15 protein-coding genes are annotated in these 17965 nt (G+C 40.0%); 9 read left to right on the forward strand and 6 right to left on the reverse strand.

The window, feature by feature from the left end:
- Positions 1-113 precede the first annotated feature (113 nt).
- Both HX021_RS00260 and HX021_RS00265 read left to right on the forward strand, forming a co-directional pair.
- A complete protein-coding gene (locus tag HX021_RS00260; RefSeq protein WP_286587377.1) occupies positions 114-1316 on the forward strand; it encodes a transglutaminase-like domain-containing protein in 1203 nt (400 codons plus the stop codon).
- A 77-nt stretch (positions 1317-1393) separates the two neighbouring features.
- A complete protein-coding gene (locus HX021_RS00265) occupies positions 1394-2980 on the forward strand; it encodes a glycoside hydrolase family 16 protein (RefSeq protein WP_286587379.1) in 1587 nt (528 codons plus the stop codon).
- Between the two features lie 146 nt (positions 2981-3126).
- Here HX021_RS00265 and HX021_RS00270 read toward each other — a convergent pair whose 3' ends face one another.
- Positions 3127-4386 carry a hypothetical protein gene (locus HX021_RS00270; protein WP_286587380.1) on the reverse strand — a complete coding sequence of 420 codons (1260 nt, stop codon included), beginning with the start codon at positions 4384-4386 and terminating at the stop codon, positions 3127-3129.
- Positions 4387-4492: 106 nt separating this feature from the next.
- Here HX021_RS00270 and HX021_RS00275 point away from each other — a divergent pair, with 106 nt between their 5' ends.
- From HX021_RS00275 to HX021_RS00285, 3 genes are all read left to right on the forward strand, one after another.
- Positions 4493-5098: a Crp/Fnr family transcriptional regulator gene (locus tag HX021_RS00275; protein WP_286587382.1), complete on the forward strand. Its 606-nt coding sequence runs from the start codon at positions 4493-4495 to the stop codon at positions 5096-5098.
- A gap of 52 nt (positions 5099-5150) precedes the next feature.
- Positions 5151-5600 (forward strand): DoxX family protein, encoded by a 450-nt coding sequence (locus HX021_RS00280; protein ID WP_286587383.1) that lies wholly within the window; start codon positions 5151-5153, stop codon positions 5598-5600.
- Between the two features lie 101 nt (positions 5601-5701).
- Positions 5702-6412, forward strand: coding sequence for an HAD family hydrolase (locus HX021_RS00285; protein ID WP_286587384.1), 711 nt, complete (start codon positions 5702-5704; stop codon positions 6410-6412).
- Between the two features lie 86 nt (positions 6413-6498).
- Here the strand turns inward: HX021_RS00285 and HX021_RS00290 are convergent, their stop codons facing one another.
- From HX021_RS00290 to HX021_RS00300, 3 genes are all read right to left on the reverse strand, one after another.
- On the reverse strand, positions 6499-9033 hold the full coding sequence (locus HX021_RS00290) for a TonB-dependent receptor (RefSeq protein WP_286587385.1): 2535 nt from the start codon (positions 9031-9033) through the stop codon (positions 6499-6501).
- 146 nt (positions 9034-9179) lie between these two features.
- Positions 9180-9890, reverse strand: coding sequence for a LytR/AlgR family response regulator transcription factor (locus HX021_RS00295; RefSeq protein ID WP_286587387.1), 711 nt, complete (start codon positions 9888-9890; stop codon positions 9180-9182).
- On the reverse strand, positions 9880-10920 hold the full coding sequence (locus tag HX021_RS00300) for a sensor histidine kinase (RefSeq protein ID WP_286587389.1): 1041 nt from the start codon (positions 10918-10920) through the stop codon (positions 9880-9882). The genes HX021_RS00295 and HX021_RS00300 overlap by 11 nt, the downstream gene beginning before the upstream one ends.
- A gap of 132 nt (positions 10921-11052) precedes the next feature.
- Here HX021_RS00300 and HX021_RS00305 point away from each other — a divergent pair, with 132 nt between their 5' ends.
- Genes HX021_RS00305 through HX021_RS00315 form a run of 3 tightly spaced genes read left to right on the forward strand, consistent with a single transcriptional unit; the run spans position 11053 to position 13596 of the window.
- Positions 11053-12039: an aldo/keto reductase gene (locus HX021_RS00305; RefSeq protein WP_286587390.1), complete on the forward strand. Its 987-nt coding sequence runs from the start codon at positions 11053-11055 to the stop codon at positions 12037-12039.
- 21 nt (positions 12040-12060) lie between these two features.
- The gene (locus tag HX021_RS00310) at positions 12061-12555 is read left to right on the forward strand and encodes a YdeI/OmpD-associated family protein (protein ID WP_286587391.1); all 495 of its coding nucleotides are present in this window, start codon (positions 12061-12063) and stop codon (positions 12553-12555) included.
- Between the two features lie 57 nt (positions 12556-12612).
- Entirely contained in the window at positions 12613-13596 is a 984-nt protein-coding gene (locus tag HX021_RS00315; RefSeq protein WP_286587392.1) for a Gfo/Idh/MocA family protein, read from the forward strand.
- 145 nt (positions 13597-13741) lie between these two features.
- Here the strand turns inward: HX021_RS00315 and HX021_RS00320 are convergent, their stop codons facing one another.
- The gene (locus HX021_RS00320) at positions 13742-14719 is read right to left on the reverse strand and encodes a cyclase family protein (protein WP_286587394.1); all 978 of its coding nucleotides are present in this window, start codon (positions 14717-14719) and stop codon (positions 13742-13744) included.
- Between the two features lie 146 nt (positions 14720-14865).
- The gene (locus HX021_RS00325; RefSeq protein WP_286587395.1) at positions 14866-15849 is read right to left on the reverse strand and encodes an aldo/keto reductase; all 984 of its coding nucleotides are present in this window, start codon (positions 15847-15849) and stop codon (positions 14866-14868) included.
- A gap of 328 nt (positions 15850-16177) precedes the next feature.
- Between HX021_RS00325 and HX021_RS00330 the strand changes: the two genes are divergently transcribed.
- On the forward strand, positions 16178-17842 hold the full coding sequence (locus HX021_RS00330) for an FAD-binding dehydrogenase (RefSeq protein ID WP_286587397.1): 1665 nt from the start codon (positions 16178-16180) through the stop codon (positions 17840-17842).
- Positions 17843-17965 lie beyond the last annotated feature (123 nt).

Consider the following 17965-nt stretch of genomic DNA (forward strand, 5'->3'; position numbering starts at 1 on the left):
CCAAGCAGCATGAAGAGTCTGTTTGCTGTATGGAATGGCTATAACCATTAAATTGATATCTTCCACACAAGGATCCCTGAAAATTTAGTAGATTTAGACTTTTCTAAAAATGCATGATGAAACTATCCTTATTATTCTTCGCCCTCTGGGTCTCTGTGTTTAATTTATGTCGGGCACAATCTAATCCATATGCCCACATTTCCAAACAATATCATCAACCTTTGGAACGGGCACTTTCCAAGGCGGGCAATAATAAGGCTTCGTTGCAACAGGTCCTCAACACAGTGCCCAATGATATGAAAGATGGGGCTGCTTTTCTAATTGCTTATATGCCACAGCGGGACCTTGAATCTTTGAGTAGCGATTTTCTGCTGAATAATATCGAGCTGGCCTACCGGGCAAAAGCAAAGTTCCCTTGGACAAAACAGCTTCCAGACTCTATTTTTTTGAATGAGGTATTGCCTTATGCGGTGCTTAATGAGAACCGTGATGAATGGCGAGAGGAGCTTTTCAACAGATTTTCTAAATATGTTGATTCATGTAAGACTTTACGGGAGGCAATCACTGCGGTAAATAAGCATATCCGGGACGAGGTCATGGTCGATTACAATACGAAAAGAGAACGACCTGACCAGTCACCAGCAGAATCTATGCGTCAAGGAATGGCTTCTTGCAGTGGGCTGTCTATTTTATTGACTGATGCATTTCGTGCCGTTGGTATTCCTTCGCGAGTGGCAGGCACTTTAAACTGGTACGACAATCGAGGTAACCACAATTGGTGCGAAGTATGGATCGATGGTCAGTGGTATTTTACGGAATATTATCCGGATAAAGAATTGAACCGTTCTTGGTTTTTAGCTGATGCTGGTAAAGCTGATGTGAACAGTCGCGAGCATGCAATCTATGCTTCTTCATTTAAATCAACCGAAACTTATTTCCCATTAGCCTGGAATACAGATTTAAAGTATATCAATGGTGTAAATGTAACATCCACCTATACGAGCTTGTATAAGGATCAACAAGAGGCAATAGCAGCGGACAATAAACATACTACAATTTATGTTGTCGCTTATGAAAGTGAACAGCATAACTCTCCTGAAGACCGAGAGAAGTGCAATATTGATATTTTCCATCAGAAAGACCAAGTGGGTGGTGGTTCTACCAGAGATGCCAGACAGGATGCGAACGATCGGTTAGCTTTTGCTGTGGAAAAAAATAAAACCTATACATTGAAATATAATACAAAGCAAGGACCAGCTGAAAAACAAGTGAAGGTCGGTAATGATGCTGTTTCAGTGGTAGTCTACCTGAAATAATGTTGTGTTGCTGGCGCTATCTTGAATGAACAGTATCATTCAGATGGACGGACAAATAAAAATTCAAATCTAATTCAATGAAAAAACATATAATCTTCGCTGCCGCACAGCTTTTATCAACTTTTGCTTTATCGGCACAAACAGAGAGTTCTGATTCGGCTTTAAGCCTTTTGGGAACCAGAAGCTGGATCCGACTCGATATGAACGGTAACCAACACAATCTTACAGGAGCCAAGGTCTTTTGGTCAAAAACGAATAAAAAACCGCAGAGCCCCAACAGTGTGCTGGAAGCAGGAACGCATCGTTATTATATTCAACAAGTAGATCCTGAAACAACTTATTACATCTGGGTGGAATCGGCAACTGGTAAATCCTTAGCCAAAGGAAAAACCTTTACTTCAAAAAGCTGGGTATTGGACCGTACTGAATTGGACGAACTGCAAAAAAATCCAAGTTCCAAGGCTGTTCCGATAGGTATGGAGGTGTTCTGGCAGGATGAATTTAATGACAAACTGCTGAACCGGAATAAATGGACTACGAATTACTTCTCCTCTCTAAACTATTTAAATGCGAAATCAAAACAGGAGATGCTGACTGATCAACTGCCTCAACCGGCTTATACAATGGACGGCACTGCGATCAATCTATATGTGAACGATACCATTCCAAAGCGACTCTTTACCGAAGGTGGAAACCAAAAAATATCTTCTATTCAGACGTATGACTGGAAATCGAATGAAAATTTACTAGATAATAGTAAAGGTGGCTATTTTGAGGTAAGGGTAAGACGTAACCGTCAGGGTGATCCCAAAGGGACAAATACAGCATTTTGGTTTGACTCTCCTGGACCGGATATTCGCTATTATCTGCAGGAAGGAACTGAAGTGGATGGAATTAAGGGAATACGTCCGAAGGGACAGCTTTTTGAAATTGATGTGTTTGAATATATCACGGCCCAATTTGTGATCCACGGACATGTGGATAAGAAGGGTATTTTTCAGCGTAACCTGGCTACGCACATTGCGGAAGGGTATGAACATGTCGGACAGTGGGTGACCCACGGGGTGTTATGGACACCGACAAGTATCAAACATTATATCAATGGCGACCTGATCAAGGAATATGCCAACAAGAACCAGATCTATTCTCCGAATCACTTTATGAATGTATTTTTAGGGGCGTATGGATCTGAAGGTGGGGTCAATATGGAAGTGGATTATATCCGTGCGTATAACTGGCCTCTGGAGGACAACAATGAACTGCCAAATCCTGATTTTGAAGGGCCAGCTGGCCTTGCTCCTTGGGAAGGAGAAGCGACAATAGCGGATGGTACAGGAGAAAAAGGAAGCAAAGCTGTTGTCATAACCCCAGGAAAGACAATAACCCAATATGTTTATTTGGACGCGGAGCAGAACTATAACCTTGAATTTTGGGGCAAGGGTGCAAGCCTGCAAGTGATGGTAGATGATGTAACAGTGGTAACTGGAGCATTGTCAAGTTTGAAGAAGGAGGAGAGATCTCTTACAGCAAAAGGTAAAAAGCAGACCATCGCTTTTCAAACAGGAAAAGAAATTAAACCCAATAAGAAAATTATGCGAATAGCCTTTACAAACACGGGTAAAGAAAACGTAGGATTGGATAATATTACAATAAAGAAAAAATAGGATGACTACCCTTGTTCACAAAGGGGAATGTACCTTTTAGGAAAAATGTGCTAAAGAGCCTTTAAAATGATAAGGAAGAACGCTTTAGCGCATTTTTTATTTAATATAAAAGAGGCCTGTTGTTATTCGTAGGCTAATTGAAATGTTTATCGGTTGTAGGGATATTCCTGTATCCAATTGAAGCGGCGTTTGGTTAATTCGAACTGCTGAGTATCTTGCTTGATCAGTTTGACTTCTTCCCTGTTGCCTTCAACTACTTTGCTTAGTAAAATATCTCCATTCTGATTTATTGTGTAATCGAACTGGTACCTATTTAAGGTAAGTTTCTTGGCCTGATTATTCATAACGATAGATTCCCAATGTGGTTTATATGCGCTGTCGCGGACCATAACACTATTGTTATCGTACTCAAAAATAATCAATGACCACCCGTGGGGAATGGTTTTTCGATCTTTTTCAGCTTTTTCAATGCGATATATTCCATAGAAAGGTGGTTTTTTTAAATATTGAGCCATCATTTTCTTTGTATCAATAACACTGATTATCTGTTGTCCAGCAAAGAATAGCAGTATAAGTATTTTGGCCATTAAGATTGATTTTCTTTTCCAGTTCTTGTTGTAGATAGGCTGTTGAAGGAATGGTAGTTGCCCGGGATCACCTTTTATGAATAACGAGTATAATGTTTGTAGGAAGGGGAGCAGCAGGAATAACGAGAATAGAAAGAGCATGGTTGATAGTATCTTGACAGGAACATCGTAAAAATAATTGATGGACATGATGTTTATACTGGTCATTATGGTAATTAATGCGCCCAGTACTATGGTCTTCCTGAAGAAAAGCAATCCAGATAATATTTCTACGATACCTAATAGAATATTATAGCCTTTAGAGAAGCCGATAAATGTCCAGGCTAAACCCATTGGTGAATATTCACCTAAAGGTTGCATCAAACGGTTTAAACTTGGTGGCGGCATCTGTGCATGAAGGAGCTTGATGGTACCATAATTGATGAGCATAAAAGCGATATAGTAGCGTATGGCTGTCGTTAACCAATAAAATAGGGTATTGTAGTTTTCTCGTTTTAGATCCAGTATGGACCAGATAACTGCAGCAAAGAAAGCTAATAGCAACAGTATAAGCAGGGATATCCATGCATATGAAGTATCACCACTTCCATTGACGAAAATACTATAGTCGTAGGTATAACCGAGCACATTTTTTGAAAACCAGGGGGTGAGCCAATGCATCAGATCTGTCAATGGTTTGCTTATATAGTCGTATAACGGATAGGTACCATTGTTAAAAACAAGAATAAATGAAAAGATAAAAATGAAAGAAAAGCGAAAGGCAAATTTCTTGAATGTTGACCAGGTTACTGTGGCTGTTTCGGAAATAGTATGCATCATAATTGTTTATTGTCCTTAAGTTAACCTTTATTTACAGAACTGTATGGATATAATTGCAAATAAATAATTATGTAAATAATAAATAGTTGTATTTAATCATCACTATTTGACTGAAAGTCTTTATCTTGCTTTGAATATGGATGCACTGGATAAAATTAAGAACTATTTTAATTCGCTGGTGGATATGAATGCGAAAGATTGGGAAATCTTCTCATCAAAACTTATTAGAATGGAATTTCCCAAAAGATCGCTGCTATTGGAAATGGGAAAGACTGAGCACTACCTGTCGTTTATAGAGCAGGGAATCGTGCGATTTAATATCCCCAAGCTTGATTATGATTTTACCTTTGGTTTTGCATTTGAAAATTCATTTGTAAGTGGCTATGATTCCTTTCTTACGCAGCTCCCATCTTCTTATAATCTCGAGGCAATTACACCCTGTGTATTGTGGCGAATATCATTTGAGGATCTGCATACCGTATATGAAACCACATCGGTTGGGAATTTTATTGGCCGAAAGGCAATTGAAGATATCTTTTTGAAGAAAATGAAGCGTGAAATGACTCTTTTGGAAGATTCTGCTAAAACAAGGTACCTCAATTTGATGCGTGAACAGCCTGAACTGATCAAGAATATTCCCTTAAAATATTTGGCTTCTTATATTGGAATCAGGCCACAATCGTTAAGCCGGATCAGAAAAGAGATTTATTAACAATTGTTCATTGATTGTGTATAACAAGGCTGCTATTTTTGAAATAAAAAACATGAAGCCTCTCTTTATTTTACTTGTTGGATGTATAGTCTCCAACATCATGATATGGTTGGTCAAAGGAGCTATGGACTATGCCCTAGCAGGGAAGATTGCATTGACTCTGATGCTGGTGTTCACAGCATTGGGACATCGTATGTATACCCAGGGGATGATGTTGATGCTCCCGGACTTTATTCCCTTTAAAAGGGAAACAGTATATATAACAGGTTTATTTGAAGTATTAGCCGCTGTAGGGATCTTTATACCGCTGCTAAGCCAGGGTATAGGTGTACTTTTGATTATTTTTTTTCTGTCGATACTGCCTGCAAATATCCGTGCATGTCAGCGGTATCTCAATTATGAAACAGGTGCTTTTGATGGTCATGGACCATCCTATCTCTGGTTTCGAATCCCCTTTCAATTATTGTTAATCTGTTGGACATATTATTTTGTGATTCGGTAGATTATTCGATTTCTTAACCTAAGGATAGCAATAAATTAACATATTTTTGTTTAGTTTTATTTAACAATTTTTTATTTTGCTAAACTTTTGAATAGGATAACATGAATGAAGCAATCAAGATGGTGGTATTTGATATGGCTGGTACTACTGTAAATGAAAATAATATTGTTTACAAGACTCTTCAAAACGCGATAAACACGGTGGGGGGCTTTGATCTTTCATTGGAAGAAGTGTTAGCGCATGGAGCAGGAAAGGAAAAGTTGCAAGCGATCAAGACAGTACTGCAGAACGGTCTGAATATAGTGGATGATAAATTAGCGGAAGAGATGTTTCAACTATTTTTGAAGCAGCTTGAAAATGCCTATGAAGTCGAAGAGATTTATCCCAATACCCATGCCGATGACTTATTTACTATTCTGAAAAGTAAAGGGATCTTGCGGGTGCTGAACACGGGTTATGATCGAAAAACAGCTGAATCGTTATTGAAAAAGCTCAACTGGGTTGTTGGTAAGAATATTGATGCATTGGTGACTGCATCAGATGTGCCTAGGAATAGACCTTATCCTGATATGATTTACCGAGCGATGGAGTTATTTGCTATTGAAGACCCGATGTCTGTGCTAAAAATAGGTGACTCGATTATTGATGTACAAGAAGGACAGCAAGCAGGCTGTGCGTTAAGTATCGGGATTACGACTGGTGCACATACGGCTGAACAGTTAAAATCGGCCAATCCTGATTATATCGTAGATGATCTATTGGAAATGGTACCGATCATAGAAAGGTATCATAGGGTAGACCAGAAGGTCTGATGATTATTTTTTTTGTAACATATAAAATAAAGCGAGCGTATCCTCTTTTAGGTACGCTCGCTTTATTTTAATCGGATAAGCCTATGTTATTGCATTTGTATACCCTCCATTGAGTTTTGGTTTTTGTTTTTCTTGAACATATTCATATCCATTTTTCCGAAGCGATAGGAAAGGTTCAGCTTGACCAATTGTGGGTTGGATAGTCGGTAATAGGTTTGTGAAAAACCTTCTCCCGAAGATACAATGGTATTTCCACGGCTTCTGAAAATATCGTTCACCGCCAAGGTAACTGAGGCCGCCTGGTTTTTTAAGAAGCTCTTTTTGATGGCAAAATCAACCGCATAAAAAGGTTTGATATAGCCTTGAGATGAGCTCTGTGCCTGGTTCATTGGTGGCCCAAAGGTCTGGTTTTGGGTAACAGGCATATTTGTTTTACCTTGATATTCAAAAGCGAGTTGGAGGTTCCAGTTTTTCTTCAAGTTGAAGGTGTTGTTCAGTTTTCCGAATACAGTCCACATGCCTTCTGCTGGCGTATGCTCGTCAACGTCAATTTTTGAATTGTATAAATTGAGGTCTGCGGTCAGGTCCCACCATTTTTGCAGATTGTTGGTATAGGTAAATTCTGCACCATAATTTTTTGCAGAATTTGCATTGATGTATGTGTTGATAAAATCGAGTTTATCGGTGATAGGGTTGACCTCTTGGGTCAGATAACGTGTGATCAGGTTGTTGGTGTATTTGTAATAGATCGAAGCCAAGAAGGTCCCCTTACCATGAGTATGGCTATAGGAAAGTTCACCCGAGGTGGTAAACTCTGGAACAAGGTCAGCATTACCCCGTGTGATGTTCAAGCTATCCGTATAATCGATGAATGGGATAAGCTGAAAGAAGTTGGGTCTATTGACGCGACGGGTCACACTCATCTGCAATTGATCTTTCTCGGATAGTTTCTTACTTAAGAACAGGGAAGGAAATAAGCTGAGTGGATAACGATTATGAAATTTTTCTGCAGTATTTAATAATTCACCGTCGTAAGTTGAGCTCTCTGCCCGTAAACCGATCTTATAGGAAACCCAATCTTTTAGTTCCCCTCCAAGTGAGGCATAGGCGGCATATACGCTATTTTTACTGTCATAATTAGCTGAAGCTGAGGTGATATTCTCAAATTCATCTTCCCCCAGGGCTTTTAGTGAGTTGTTGTTGAGATTTTTCAACTTATTGATCTGTGCACGAACACCGGTTTCTAGTTTCATGCCATTTTTGAAAGGCTTTACATAATCTGCCTGAACAGTCATAAACTTATTGTCCCCGGAACCAATATTTTTTTGAATCTGTGTACCGGTAATTTGATTATCACTATTGAGGTAATTAGTCGTATAGAGGCCATCGGACTTATTCGTGCCACCAAAATAATTAAAATCTACAGTCAATTCTTCACCTTCAGCTTTGAATTTCTGGACGAGGCCAGCTTGTAGACCACGTGGTTTGAAGCTTCTTTCGGATTCGGAAATCCGGTTGCTCAGAGTAGTGTTACCCTGGGACTCTGTAGAAATCATGGTATTTTCATTGGGACGAAATTTCCCTTCGACCAGTACCCCAGCAATAGAAACTGTTGTCTTTGGGCTAAAGTCATAGTCTAATCCTAATCTTCCGAAGGTAATCATACCTTTTGTTTTGCCTTCTATATCTTGACCGACGGATGAATTGATACCATTGATGAGACTGGATCGATAACTGTCGCCCTGGGTATTTGTCCGCATACGCATATTCATACCCGTCAAAGAGATATTAAGCTTGTTTTGGCGAGCATTGAGACTTCCCATAAAATTAGTTCCTCCAAAACGGTCGCCCCCTAGCGTTACCATGCCATTGTACCCGGTTTTTTTATTCTTTTTCAGAATAATGTTCAAAATTCCAGCCATGCTACCTGAAGCATCGTATTTAGCGGATGGATTGGTAATGATCTCAACCTTTTCGATAACGTCTGCCGGTATTTGGTCAGGAGTGAGTGTTGTGGGTTTACCATCTACAAAAATCGTTGGTGCAGCATTTCTGAGTTTGACATTTCCGTCGATATCTACTTGTACTGATGGCATTGTGCGCAATACGTCAATAGCAGTACCTCCAGCTGCGACGATATTTTTTTCAACATTGAATACTTTTTTATCAATATCCAATTCAAGTAAGGCTTTGCGACCTGTGACAGTCACCTCGTCCAATTTTTGATTGTCATTGGCTAAAGTTATGCTTCCGAGATCTTTGTCCAAGGACTTGGCATCGTTGTTGTCAATAGGAATATCTACGGCAATATAACCGACGGAGCTTATCTTTAACTTCCATTTGTCTTTGGTGGATATGTCCGAAAAGCTGAATTTTCCATCTTCTTTGGAGCTAGTGCTTTTGACCAGTATTTCTCTTCCTTTACCTGTATTCTGATCAGTGGTTACCCTTAGCAAGTTTACTGAAGCTTGTGGAATTGGTTTTCCTTGATTATCTACCAGCTGACCTGAGATCTGTCCTGAAGAAATTGTATAAGCATTAGGTGGTTTAACAGCAGGGGACTGCGCATACAAAGAGGCAATGGTGATTGCCATAAAAGCTGTCGTGATGAATCGTTTCATGTTTTTTCTTTACAATCATGATCGTTTGCCAAATTTTGGACATACGATAGAAAGCAAATTTGAATATGTTTTTTAAGCTATACAATCATCTGTAGACCGACGGGGCAAATGTGTAGACGAATGAAAGTTTATCGACTGATGCTGGATCAATGTAGTGATCCCTTAGAATGGAGCTGTTTGATGTTATTGATATACTTCTTGCCAATCGGAAGGTGGATTTCAGGTAAAGTAAGCTTTGTCTGCGAGGTCTGTTCAATTCTACTTTTATTGACAATGAAGGAATTGTGTATCCGTAGAAAACCGGTTGTTGGTAGGATCCTCTCCATCCCACGCAGGTTACTACGAGTAAGCAGTGGAGCCTCCCGATCAACCAAATAAATCTTTACATAGTCTTTCAGTCCTTCAATATAGCTGATCTCGTGAAGGAATATTTTGGTTTTCTTATACTCTACATTGACGATGATATGATCCTTTTCGGGTGCCTGTTTTCCTGCGCGCAGCCTCATGATATCTTCGACTTTGTGGATAGCTGCCGTGAGGCGCTCTTTTGAAATCGGTTTTAGAAGATAATCGACGGCATTCAGCTCAAATCCTTCAACTGCATATTGGTGATAAGCCGTTGTGAAGATGATCAAAGGAGGATTTGTAAGCTGGCGGATAAATTGTGTGCCGAGCTGGCCCGGCATTTGGATATCCAAGAAAATCAAATCTATGGCATGCTTCCGTAGATAATCTTCAAGGTCTGTAACGGCATTGAATTTATGCAGCACCTCAATCTGTGCAAAGTTGAGTAAGTCGTCTTCCAAGATATTGAGCGCAAATGGCTCATCATCGATAAGTATGCATTTAATCTTCATCAGTCATTAATTTGAGTGATACTTCAAAATAACCTTCTTCTGTTCTGTTGATGGAAAGATCGTGCCGATTGGGGTAGAGCAGTTGTAATCGTCGCCGCACATTGGTCAGACCAATGCCTTCATTGGGACGTGGCTGGATGTGCTGCAAAATTTTATTGCGCGAGATAAAAACTATACCGCTCGGCACCTCCCTGAATTGAAATTGTATATCGGGTGCATGTTGAGAGTCGACCCCATATTTAAATGCATTTTCTACAAAATGGATAAACAGTAAAGGGGGGATCATTCTATTTTTGACCGTACTCTCCATATTCAGGTTGACACTTCCTTCCACCGGAAGGCGCAAAGTCTGTAAGGCAATAAAATTGCGCATATGGTCGACTTCCTTGAACAGTTCAACTTTGGGACCCTCAACTTCGTATAGAATATACCGAAGTATTTCAGATAGCTTGACGATGGTTCCCTCAGAATCTGGTGATCGTTTGCGGATCAACCAACGAATGTTGTTGAGCGTATTGAATAAAAAATGGGGGCTGATCTGAAGCTTCAGTATGGTTAGTTCAGCGGTCGTTTTTTCGATGGCAATCTGTTTATTGAGCTCCTTCTGCCTGGCCTGTTCATCGTATAGAAAGATCATGGAAGAAGTGATCATGCAGAGTGAATATATAATCCCAGGGCCAATCACCAGACGGACAAAAAGGATGTTCTCTTTGGTCAGATGAGCTAGTTCGCCATCGGGGTTAAAATAAACAACCGCATAATTCAGAGCAACATAGGTGATAAAACCCAATCCAATCAACAGCACAAAAATCTTTCGTCTCCCAAAAAAGTAGGTGGGGGCAACAACGTAGCAATGCAGATAAAAGCTGCTTGCCAAGAAAATGATGTTGGCCAGGTGAGATAACGCCGCATAAGGTTTGAAGTCTGCAATCTTATCTGGCTGATAGAGGTAGGTAATGAATGGAAGAAACAATAATACGGTCCAGATGACAATATGTAAATAGAATTTTCTGAAGAATCTACCAACCATACGATATGCTTTATTTCAGGATTATAGTCAAAAGTATGAAATTATTTAACATACTGCTAGTTTACACTAAGGGTGAAAAGATCAAATTTCTTACAGTTTATTTTGTATTTTGCAATATATAAACTTCATAACGTGACATTCAATCCGGACCGATACAGTACCATGCCCTACAGACGATGTGGGAAGAGTGGTATAAAGCTACCAGCGATTTCATTGGGGCTCTGGCAAAATTTTGGGGATATCGATATCAAAGATGTTTTCAGAGAAAGCCTGTTTACAGCTTTCGATCATGGTATCACACATTTTGACCTGGCTAATAACTATGGCCCATCTGAGGGTAGTGCAGAACAAAATTTTGGGGATATTCTACAAACAGATTTCAGGGGATATCGTGACGAGTTATTGATATCAACCAAAGCCGGCTATACCATGTGGGCTGGGCCATATGGAGATTGGGGCAGCCGAAAATATCTGATGGCAAGTATTCATCAGAGCTTAAAACGAATGAAACTTGACTATGTGGATATCTTTTATCATCATAGACCGGATCCAAATACCGCTCTTGAAGAAACTATGAAAACCTTGCACGATATTGTACAGCAGGGGAAAGCGTTGTATGTGGGACTTTCCAATTATCCTCCTGATGTAGCAAAGAGAGCTGTACATATATTAAAGGCATTGGGAACTCCCTGCCTGATCCATCAGCATAAGTATTCAATGTTGGTAAGGATACCAGAGGAAGGCTTATTAGAAATGTTGCGGGAAAAAGAGATTGGTGCCATCGCCTTTTCGCCTTTGGCTCAGGGGTTATTGACTGATAAATATCTAAGCGGTGTTCCTGCAGGTTCTCGGGCTTCAAGAGAACATTTTTTAAAAAGTACAGCCATTACAGCAGAGTTGGTCATGCTGTTGACCCAATTAAATGAACTCGCATTACAACGGGGACAAACACTTGCCCAGATGGCAATTGCATGGTTACTGAAAGATACTGGGCTGACTTCGGTATTGGTAGGGGTAAGAAATCGGGAACAGGTGCTCAGTTCATTGAAAGCGCTAGAAAATTTGCATTTTACGCGGGAAGAATTGAATCATATAACTGCTATTCTTGCTGCGGTCTAATGTTTTGTTTGATCATTAGTAATGAAGAGTGATATGCTGGTCTTTAAAGCCAAATTGGAAATTATTGGGATCAATCCGTTTGTGTTTGTCCCAGCTGATGCCTTGCATGCTTTATTTAAGGAGGCTGGTAAAAGCAAGGGACATATTCCTATTAAGGGAACTGTAAATGGAAATAATTATAAGCAAACATTACTGAAATACAAAGGGGAGTGGAGGCTGTACATAAACACGGCGATTTTGCCGAATTCACCAAAACGGATCGGTGAGATCTTGGAGATTTCCGTGGCATTTGATCCGGCAGACCGAACATTGCATCCTCATCCTGAGCTCGAACAGGCATTGCTGAATGATGATGGCGCTAAACAGGTGTTTGAAGCACTTTCACCATCAATAAGAAAAGAAATCATTCGTTATATATCTTCTTTGAAAACAGCTGAAAGCCGAACAAGAAATATTGAAAAAGCAATCGGATTCCTATTAGGTAAAAATCGCTTTATTGGGCGTGACAAAATTTAAAAGAAGGACTTTTAAAAATATATGCGTTGAATTTATAAATGTGAATTAAATATAATAATGGAAAATACAAAGATAACATGGGGGATCATTGGTTGTGGCGATGTGACAGAGAAAAAAAGTGGCCCCGCATTCAACAAAGTGGACAATAGTCAATTGGTGGCCGTCATGCGCAGGGATGCGAACAAAGCCGCAGATTATGCACGTAGACATCAAGTTCCTACATGGTATTCGAATGCGGCTGACCTATTGGATGATCCACTTCTGAATGCAATCTATATTGCCACACCACCATCTTCACATCTTGAATATGCGCTGTCTGCGTTACGGAAAGGAAAAGCAGTTTATGTTGAAAAACCTGTTGCCTTGAATACCGATGAGGCTACTTTATTATTGGAAACCGTTAAACAAACAGGTGGGAAACTGGTTGTGGCACATTATCGCAGGCAGTTACCGATGTTTCTCAAAGTGAAAGAAATACTCGATACTGGACAGATTGGGGACGTACGGACTGTTCAAATGCGGTTGTGGCAGAGCCGAAGTCCTGAAGTCGTAACAAAACAGGCTCCAAACTGGCGTACTGATCCTACAATATCCGGTGGCGGGTACTTTTTTGATCTGGCTCCCCATCAGTTAGATCTGATGCTGTACTTTTTTGGTAAACCACTTTCCTACGAAGGATTCAGCCAGGTTCAGGACAAGGACAGCGAAGTGGCAGACCAAACAACAGGTACGATACTGTTTGAAAACCAAGTGGTTTTTAACGGTAGCTGGTGTTTTAATGTTTCACGAGAAGATCAGGTTGATCGCTGTGAAATTTTAGGAAGTCGGGGAAGTCTATTTTTTTCTGTGTTTGGTGATACTGTTATACTGAAAATGAATGGGGATGAAAAAAAGTTCCAGTTTATCCATCCTGAAAATATTCAGTACCCTATGATTTCAAGCACAGTAGCATTTTTTAGGAATGAAGGTCCTAACCCAGCATCTATTGAAGAGGCATTTCCTTTAATGAAGATCATGGATTGTTTCGCGAAGAAAAGGTGAGTAAGAGATCCTATTCTTGGAATTAAAATAGGAATAGCACGTGGATAAGAATGATGTCTGTGGTAATAAACATATCTATACTATAAGCTAAATTTATAGCACAGATATGTCATGTAACCATATGAAAATAACACTTGCGATGCAATTAATAGATAGCGACCGGGTTAACATTAACTTGGGTAGAGCCTACATAAAGAGGTTGGCCCAATACGAATAGAAATTCCCAGACTTTTTCTTCCACTAATGGTCTCGTATCGATCAGTTCAAGATTGTAAATTCCACGTTTTGCCAATAGGAATTGATTGATCGGAAACTCTTCGTTAGTGCTTGGATTAGGGTATACTTCTGATGCCCATGTATCTCCGCCAAAGGCAATTATACCTTGATCTGCTAGCCATTTAGCAGCTTCCATACCTATACCTGGTTCGGTTTCTAAAAATTGTTGATTATTGTTGCCTATCAATTCTAGCCAACCGGTGTTGAACAAAACAACATCTCCTTTTTTGATGCGGATATTCTCCTTCTTTAATACAGACTGTATATCAGCCACAGTAAATTCAGTACCACCAGGAACAATTTTTTTACCATAATGAGCTGTCATATCCAGTACAATTGCTCGTGTTACAAAGGGCGGTACTTTTTCAATACCGAGTTTCTTTACGCCTTCTACAGTGACAAAATCACGGGCTTTGTTCCCATTATAATATACATTGTTTATACCAATATGACCGATACCATTGAGCTGCGTTCCGACACCAGTCCAAGCGTTGACCAATTCATCATTGAAGCTGAATTTGTTGGGACCAAGGGTAGCACCAGCCTGTTCGCCGGGTTGTATATTATATAAATTGAAACTGCGATGGCGAAAGGCTGGTAAGTGCTTATCTATTGGTACAGCAAGTGGTATGGTTTTTCCTTTTTTGACCAATTTCAAAGATTGTAAAACCAGCTCTGGTGTAATTAGATTAGCCGCACCGATCTCATCTTTTTCACCATATGAAGAATGGTACCAAGTACTATCACTTGGATTGATCAGAAGTGATCTATCTTGGGCTTTACTCTGTAATGCTCCTAAAGACAGCGCCCCCAAAAGAAGTGCTGTCATGCGATTGATTTTTTTCATCTTTATGAGTTTTAAATTTAACTGATGATAAAATATCAGATTTGGTGGAATGCCTAGCAGTGGTTATGTTAAAAGCTATTCAAGAAATCTGAAACTGTTTATTCATCTCACTGTATGCTCATAAATCATAACAGAAGGTGAAATGATTATATTTTTGATAGTTCAGCATTGATGAATGATAGTTCATCTGTGGTGAGGTCAATATCTATTGCTTGTGCATTGGCAACGGCCTGGGTCGCATTTCTTGCTCCGGCCAATACAATGGTGATGGCAGGTTGTAAGCTTGTCCAACGCAGGACCAATTGGGAAAGTGTGACTCCTTTACTTGCTGCAATAGGGCTGATGGTATCTAAGAAGGTTTTTACTTTAGTAAGATCAAATTGTTGGAAATAGCCATTGCGATGGTCATTTTCCTTCAATTTGCCTTCATTGAAATATTTACCGGTCAACAAACCACGCTCCATAGGACTATAGACGATTATTCCCAGATCATTTGCCAAAGCGTATGGTACAAGATCCTGTTCTATACCTCTATTCAGCATGCTATAACCAACTTGGTTACTGGCAATATTCAATGTGTCTTTAGCATCTGAAACTTGCTCAACACTGTAGTTGCTGACACCTGCTGCTCGGATCTTTCCTTGTTGTATAAGGAGTTCCAATGCTTCCATGGTTTCTGAAATAAGTGTTGTGCCATCTGGCCAGTGAATTTGTAATAGATCAATGTAGTCTGTTTGTAATCGTTTTAAACTGTCTTCAACCTCTTTGATGACACTGGCTTTGGAAGCATATTTATAGACTGGAATTACCTTTCCAGCTTCCTCAGCGTCGAAGAAAAATTCACCTTTACCATGGTTACTTCCATCCCATACTAACCCGAATTTCGTTAATAATTGAATCTTGCTTCTGTCATATCCTTTTATAGCTTCACCAATCATCTCCTCACTTAATCCAAATCCATAAAAAGGAGCTGTATCTAGTGTGGTAACGCCGTGATCAAGCGAGGCTCTGACAGAATCAATAGAATCTTTCTTCTCGTTTCCACCCCACATGTTGCCACCGATCGCAAAAGCACCGTAAGTGATCGCTGATAATTCTAAGTCTGTTTTTCCTAATTTTCTGTATTCCATTTTCTTTCTCTTTTAATGTTGAATGTTAAATTCTTACTTATTATTTGTTCGTGTCAACAGCAAATAAAATGCGTTGAACCGTGTTCTATTATTTGAATTATTGATACTGCAAAGTTATATCAGTATTTTTTACCATTAAAATAATTTAAATTAGGGTTTTTTATAACTTATGTTATAGATCGGGTGCGGTGTACTTGGAAATAAAGGCGCGTTTTGAGGAGTTATTCTTTTTTGTTTGTCAAATATTAAACTAGTAAATTTATAGAAGACACTGGAGATGAATGGGGATACTTATGCTAGTAAATAATTACATTGATCACGAAGAACTATGCGGAGCGCAGTACAATTCAAACCTGATGCCATTATTATAGGTGCCGGCCTAGCGGGACTCACCGCGGCAATGGAAATCACCAATGCTGGGAAAAAAGTATTGATTTTGGACCAGGAAACGGAGGCCAACCTTGGCGGACAAGCATACTGGTCCTTTGGTGGCCTTTTTCTGATTAATTCGCCACAGCAACGACGTATGGGCATAAAGGATTCCCTTGAGTTGGCACGTCAGGATTGGTTTGGTACTGCTGGGTTTGACCGCGAAGAGGACGATTGGCCCCGTCAATGGGCAGAGGCCTATCTGAAATTTGCCGCCAAAGAAAAGTACGAATATATTTCTAAGCTGGGTATTAAGCTGATGTTTATGGTGGGCTGGGCTGAACGTGGCGATGGTATGGCTTCAGGTCATGGTAATTCTGTGCCTAGATTTCATGTGAGCTGGGGAACTGGGACTGGAGTTGTTGAACCGTTTGTACAAAAGGCTTATGAAGCTCAACAAAAAGGGTTATTGCAGTTTCAATTTAGGCATAGGGTTACTAAATTGATTGTTAAAGACCATATTGTTCGTGGTGTTTCGGGAGATATTCTGGAAGAAGATGATCAGGAGCGAGGAGTACCCACCAATAGAAATGTACGTGCCTTATTCGAATACGATGCTCCACATATCATCATTGCTTCAGGAGGAATAGGGGCAGATCATGAGCTGGTACGGAAAAATTGGCCTGAAAGGCTGGGAAAAGCTCCGGAGCATATGATTTCGGGCGTTCCAGCCTATGTGGATGGAAAAATGATTGATATAGCTCGGGAAGTGGGGGCGCATTTGATCAATCCAGACCGAATGTGGCACTATACGGAAGGCATCCGAAACTGGAACCCTATTTGGCCCAATCATGGTATACGTATTTTGCCCGGCCCTTCATCGCTGTGGTTTGATGCCAGGGGAAATAGGCTTACTGCGCCATTTTTGCCTGGGTTCGATACTTTGGGGACGCTGAAGCGTATACAGGATAGCGGTTTTTCTTATTCTTGGTTTATTTTGACACAGAAAATCATTAAAAAAGAGTTCGCACTTTCGGGATCAGAACAAAATCCAGATATCACGAATAAAGATTATAAGCTATTTATCAAACGTCTTTTTGGGAAAAAAGCACCCGGGCCAGTTGAAGCTTTTAAAGAGAATGGGCTAGACTTTATCGTTTCGGATAGCCTGAAAGATCTTGTGGATCGTATGAATGGGCTGACGGGAGATAATCTGTTAACTTATGAATATATTAAATCACAGATTGAAGCTAGGGGTCGGGAGTTGGACAATCAGTTTTCAAAAGATACGCAGATCAATTACATCCGGAGCACACGAAAGTACTTTGGGGACAGGCTTGGCCGGGTAGCATCTCCGCACAAAATACTGGCCCCTGAGAATGGGCCTTTAATTGCTGTACGTCTTCATATACTGACGCGAAAGACATTGGGCGGTTTAAAAACTAATCTCCATACTCAGGTATTGACTGCGGAAGGAAAAATTGTGCCGGGGTTGTATGCTATTGGAGAGGTTGCCGGATTTGGTGGAGGTGGTATGCATGGATACCGGGCACTGGAAGGTACCTTTTTGGGTGGTTGTATTTTCTCAGGGATGCAGGCTGGAAAGTATATTGCCCGTTACTAATTATATCCCTTCTACAAGATCAAACAGCAATATGCAGAATTAAATATGATTTGTTCATACATAAAATTGTCTTGCCTGGGATAGGAAAGTTTGAAAATTAAAATCGTTGAAAATAAAAAGATA

The organism is Sphingobacterium sp. N143 (genome assembly GCF_030325625.1).
Classification (GTDB): Bacteria; Bacteroidota; Bacteroidia; order Sphingobacteriales; family Sphingobacteriaceae; genus Sphingobacterium.

Bases quoted from the DNA above. Each gene is read 5' to 3' on its own strand.
- HX021_RS00260 (WP_286587377.1), top strand. From the start codon at position 114: ATGATGAAACTATCCTTATTATTCTTCGCCCTCTGGGTCTCTGTGTTT.
- HX021_RS00265 (WP_286587379.1), top strand. From the start codon at position 1,394: ATGAAAAAACATATAATCTTCGCTGCCGCACAGCTTTTATCAACTTTT.
- HX021_RS00270 (WP_286587380.1), bottom strand. From the start codon at position 4,386: ATGATGCATACTATTTCCGAAACAGCCACAGTAACCTGGTCAACATTC.
- HX021_RS00280 (WP_286587383.1), top strand. From the start codon at position 5,151: ATGAAGCCTCTCTTTATTTTACTTGTTGGATGTATAGTCTCCAACATC.
- HX021_RS00285 (WP_286587384.1), top strand. From the start codon at position 5,702: ATGAATGAAGCAATCAAGATGGTGGTATTTGATATGGCTGGTACTACT.
- HX021_RS00290 (WP_286587385.1), bottom strand. From the start codon at position 9,033: ATGAAACGATTCATCACGACAGCTTTTATGGCAATCACCATTGCCTCT.
- HX021_RS00295 (WP_286587387.1), bottom strand. From the start codon at position 9,890: ATGAAGATTAAATGCATACTTATCGATGATGAGCCATTTGCGCTCAAT.
- HX021_RS00300 (WP_286587389.1), bottom strand. From the start codon at position 10,920: ATGGTTGGTAGATTCTTCAGAAAATTCTATTTACATATTGTCATCTGG.
- HX021_RS00310 (WP_286587391.1), top strand. From the start codon at position 12,061: ATGAAGAGTGATATGCTGGTCTTTAAAGCCAAATTGGAAATTATTGGG.
- HX021_RS00315 (WP_286587392.1), top strand. From the start codon at position 12,613: ATGGAAAATACAAAGATAACATGGGGGATCATTGGTTGTGGCGATGTG.
- HX021_RS00320 (WP_286587394.1), bottom strand. From the start codon at position 14,719: ATGAAAAAAATCAATCGCATGACAGCACTTCTTTTGGGGGCGCTGTCT.
- HX021_RS00325 (WP_286587395.1), bottom strand. From the start codon at position 15,849: ATGGAATACAGAAAATTAGGAAAAACAGACTTAGAATTATCAGCGATC.
- HX021_RS00330 (WP_286587397.1), top strand. From the start codon at position 16,178: ATGCGGAGCGCAGTACAATTCAAACCTGATGCCATTATTATAGGTGCC.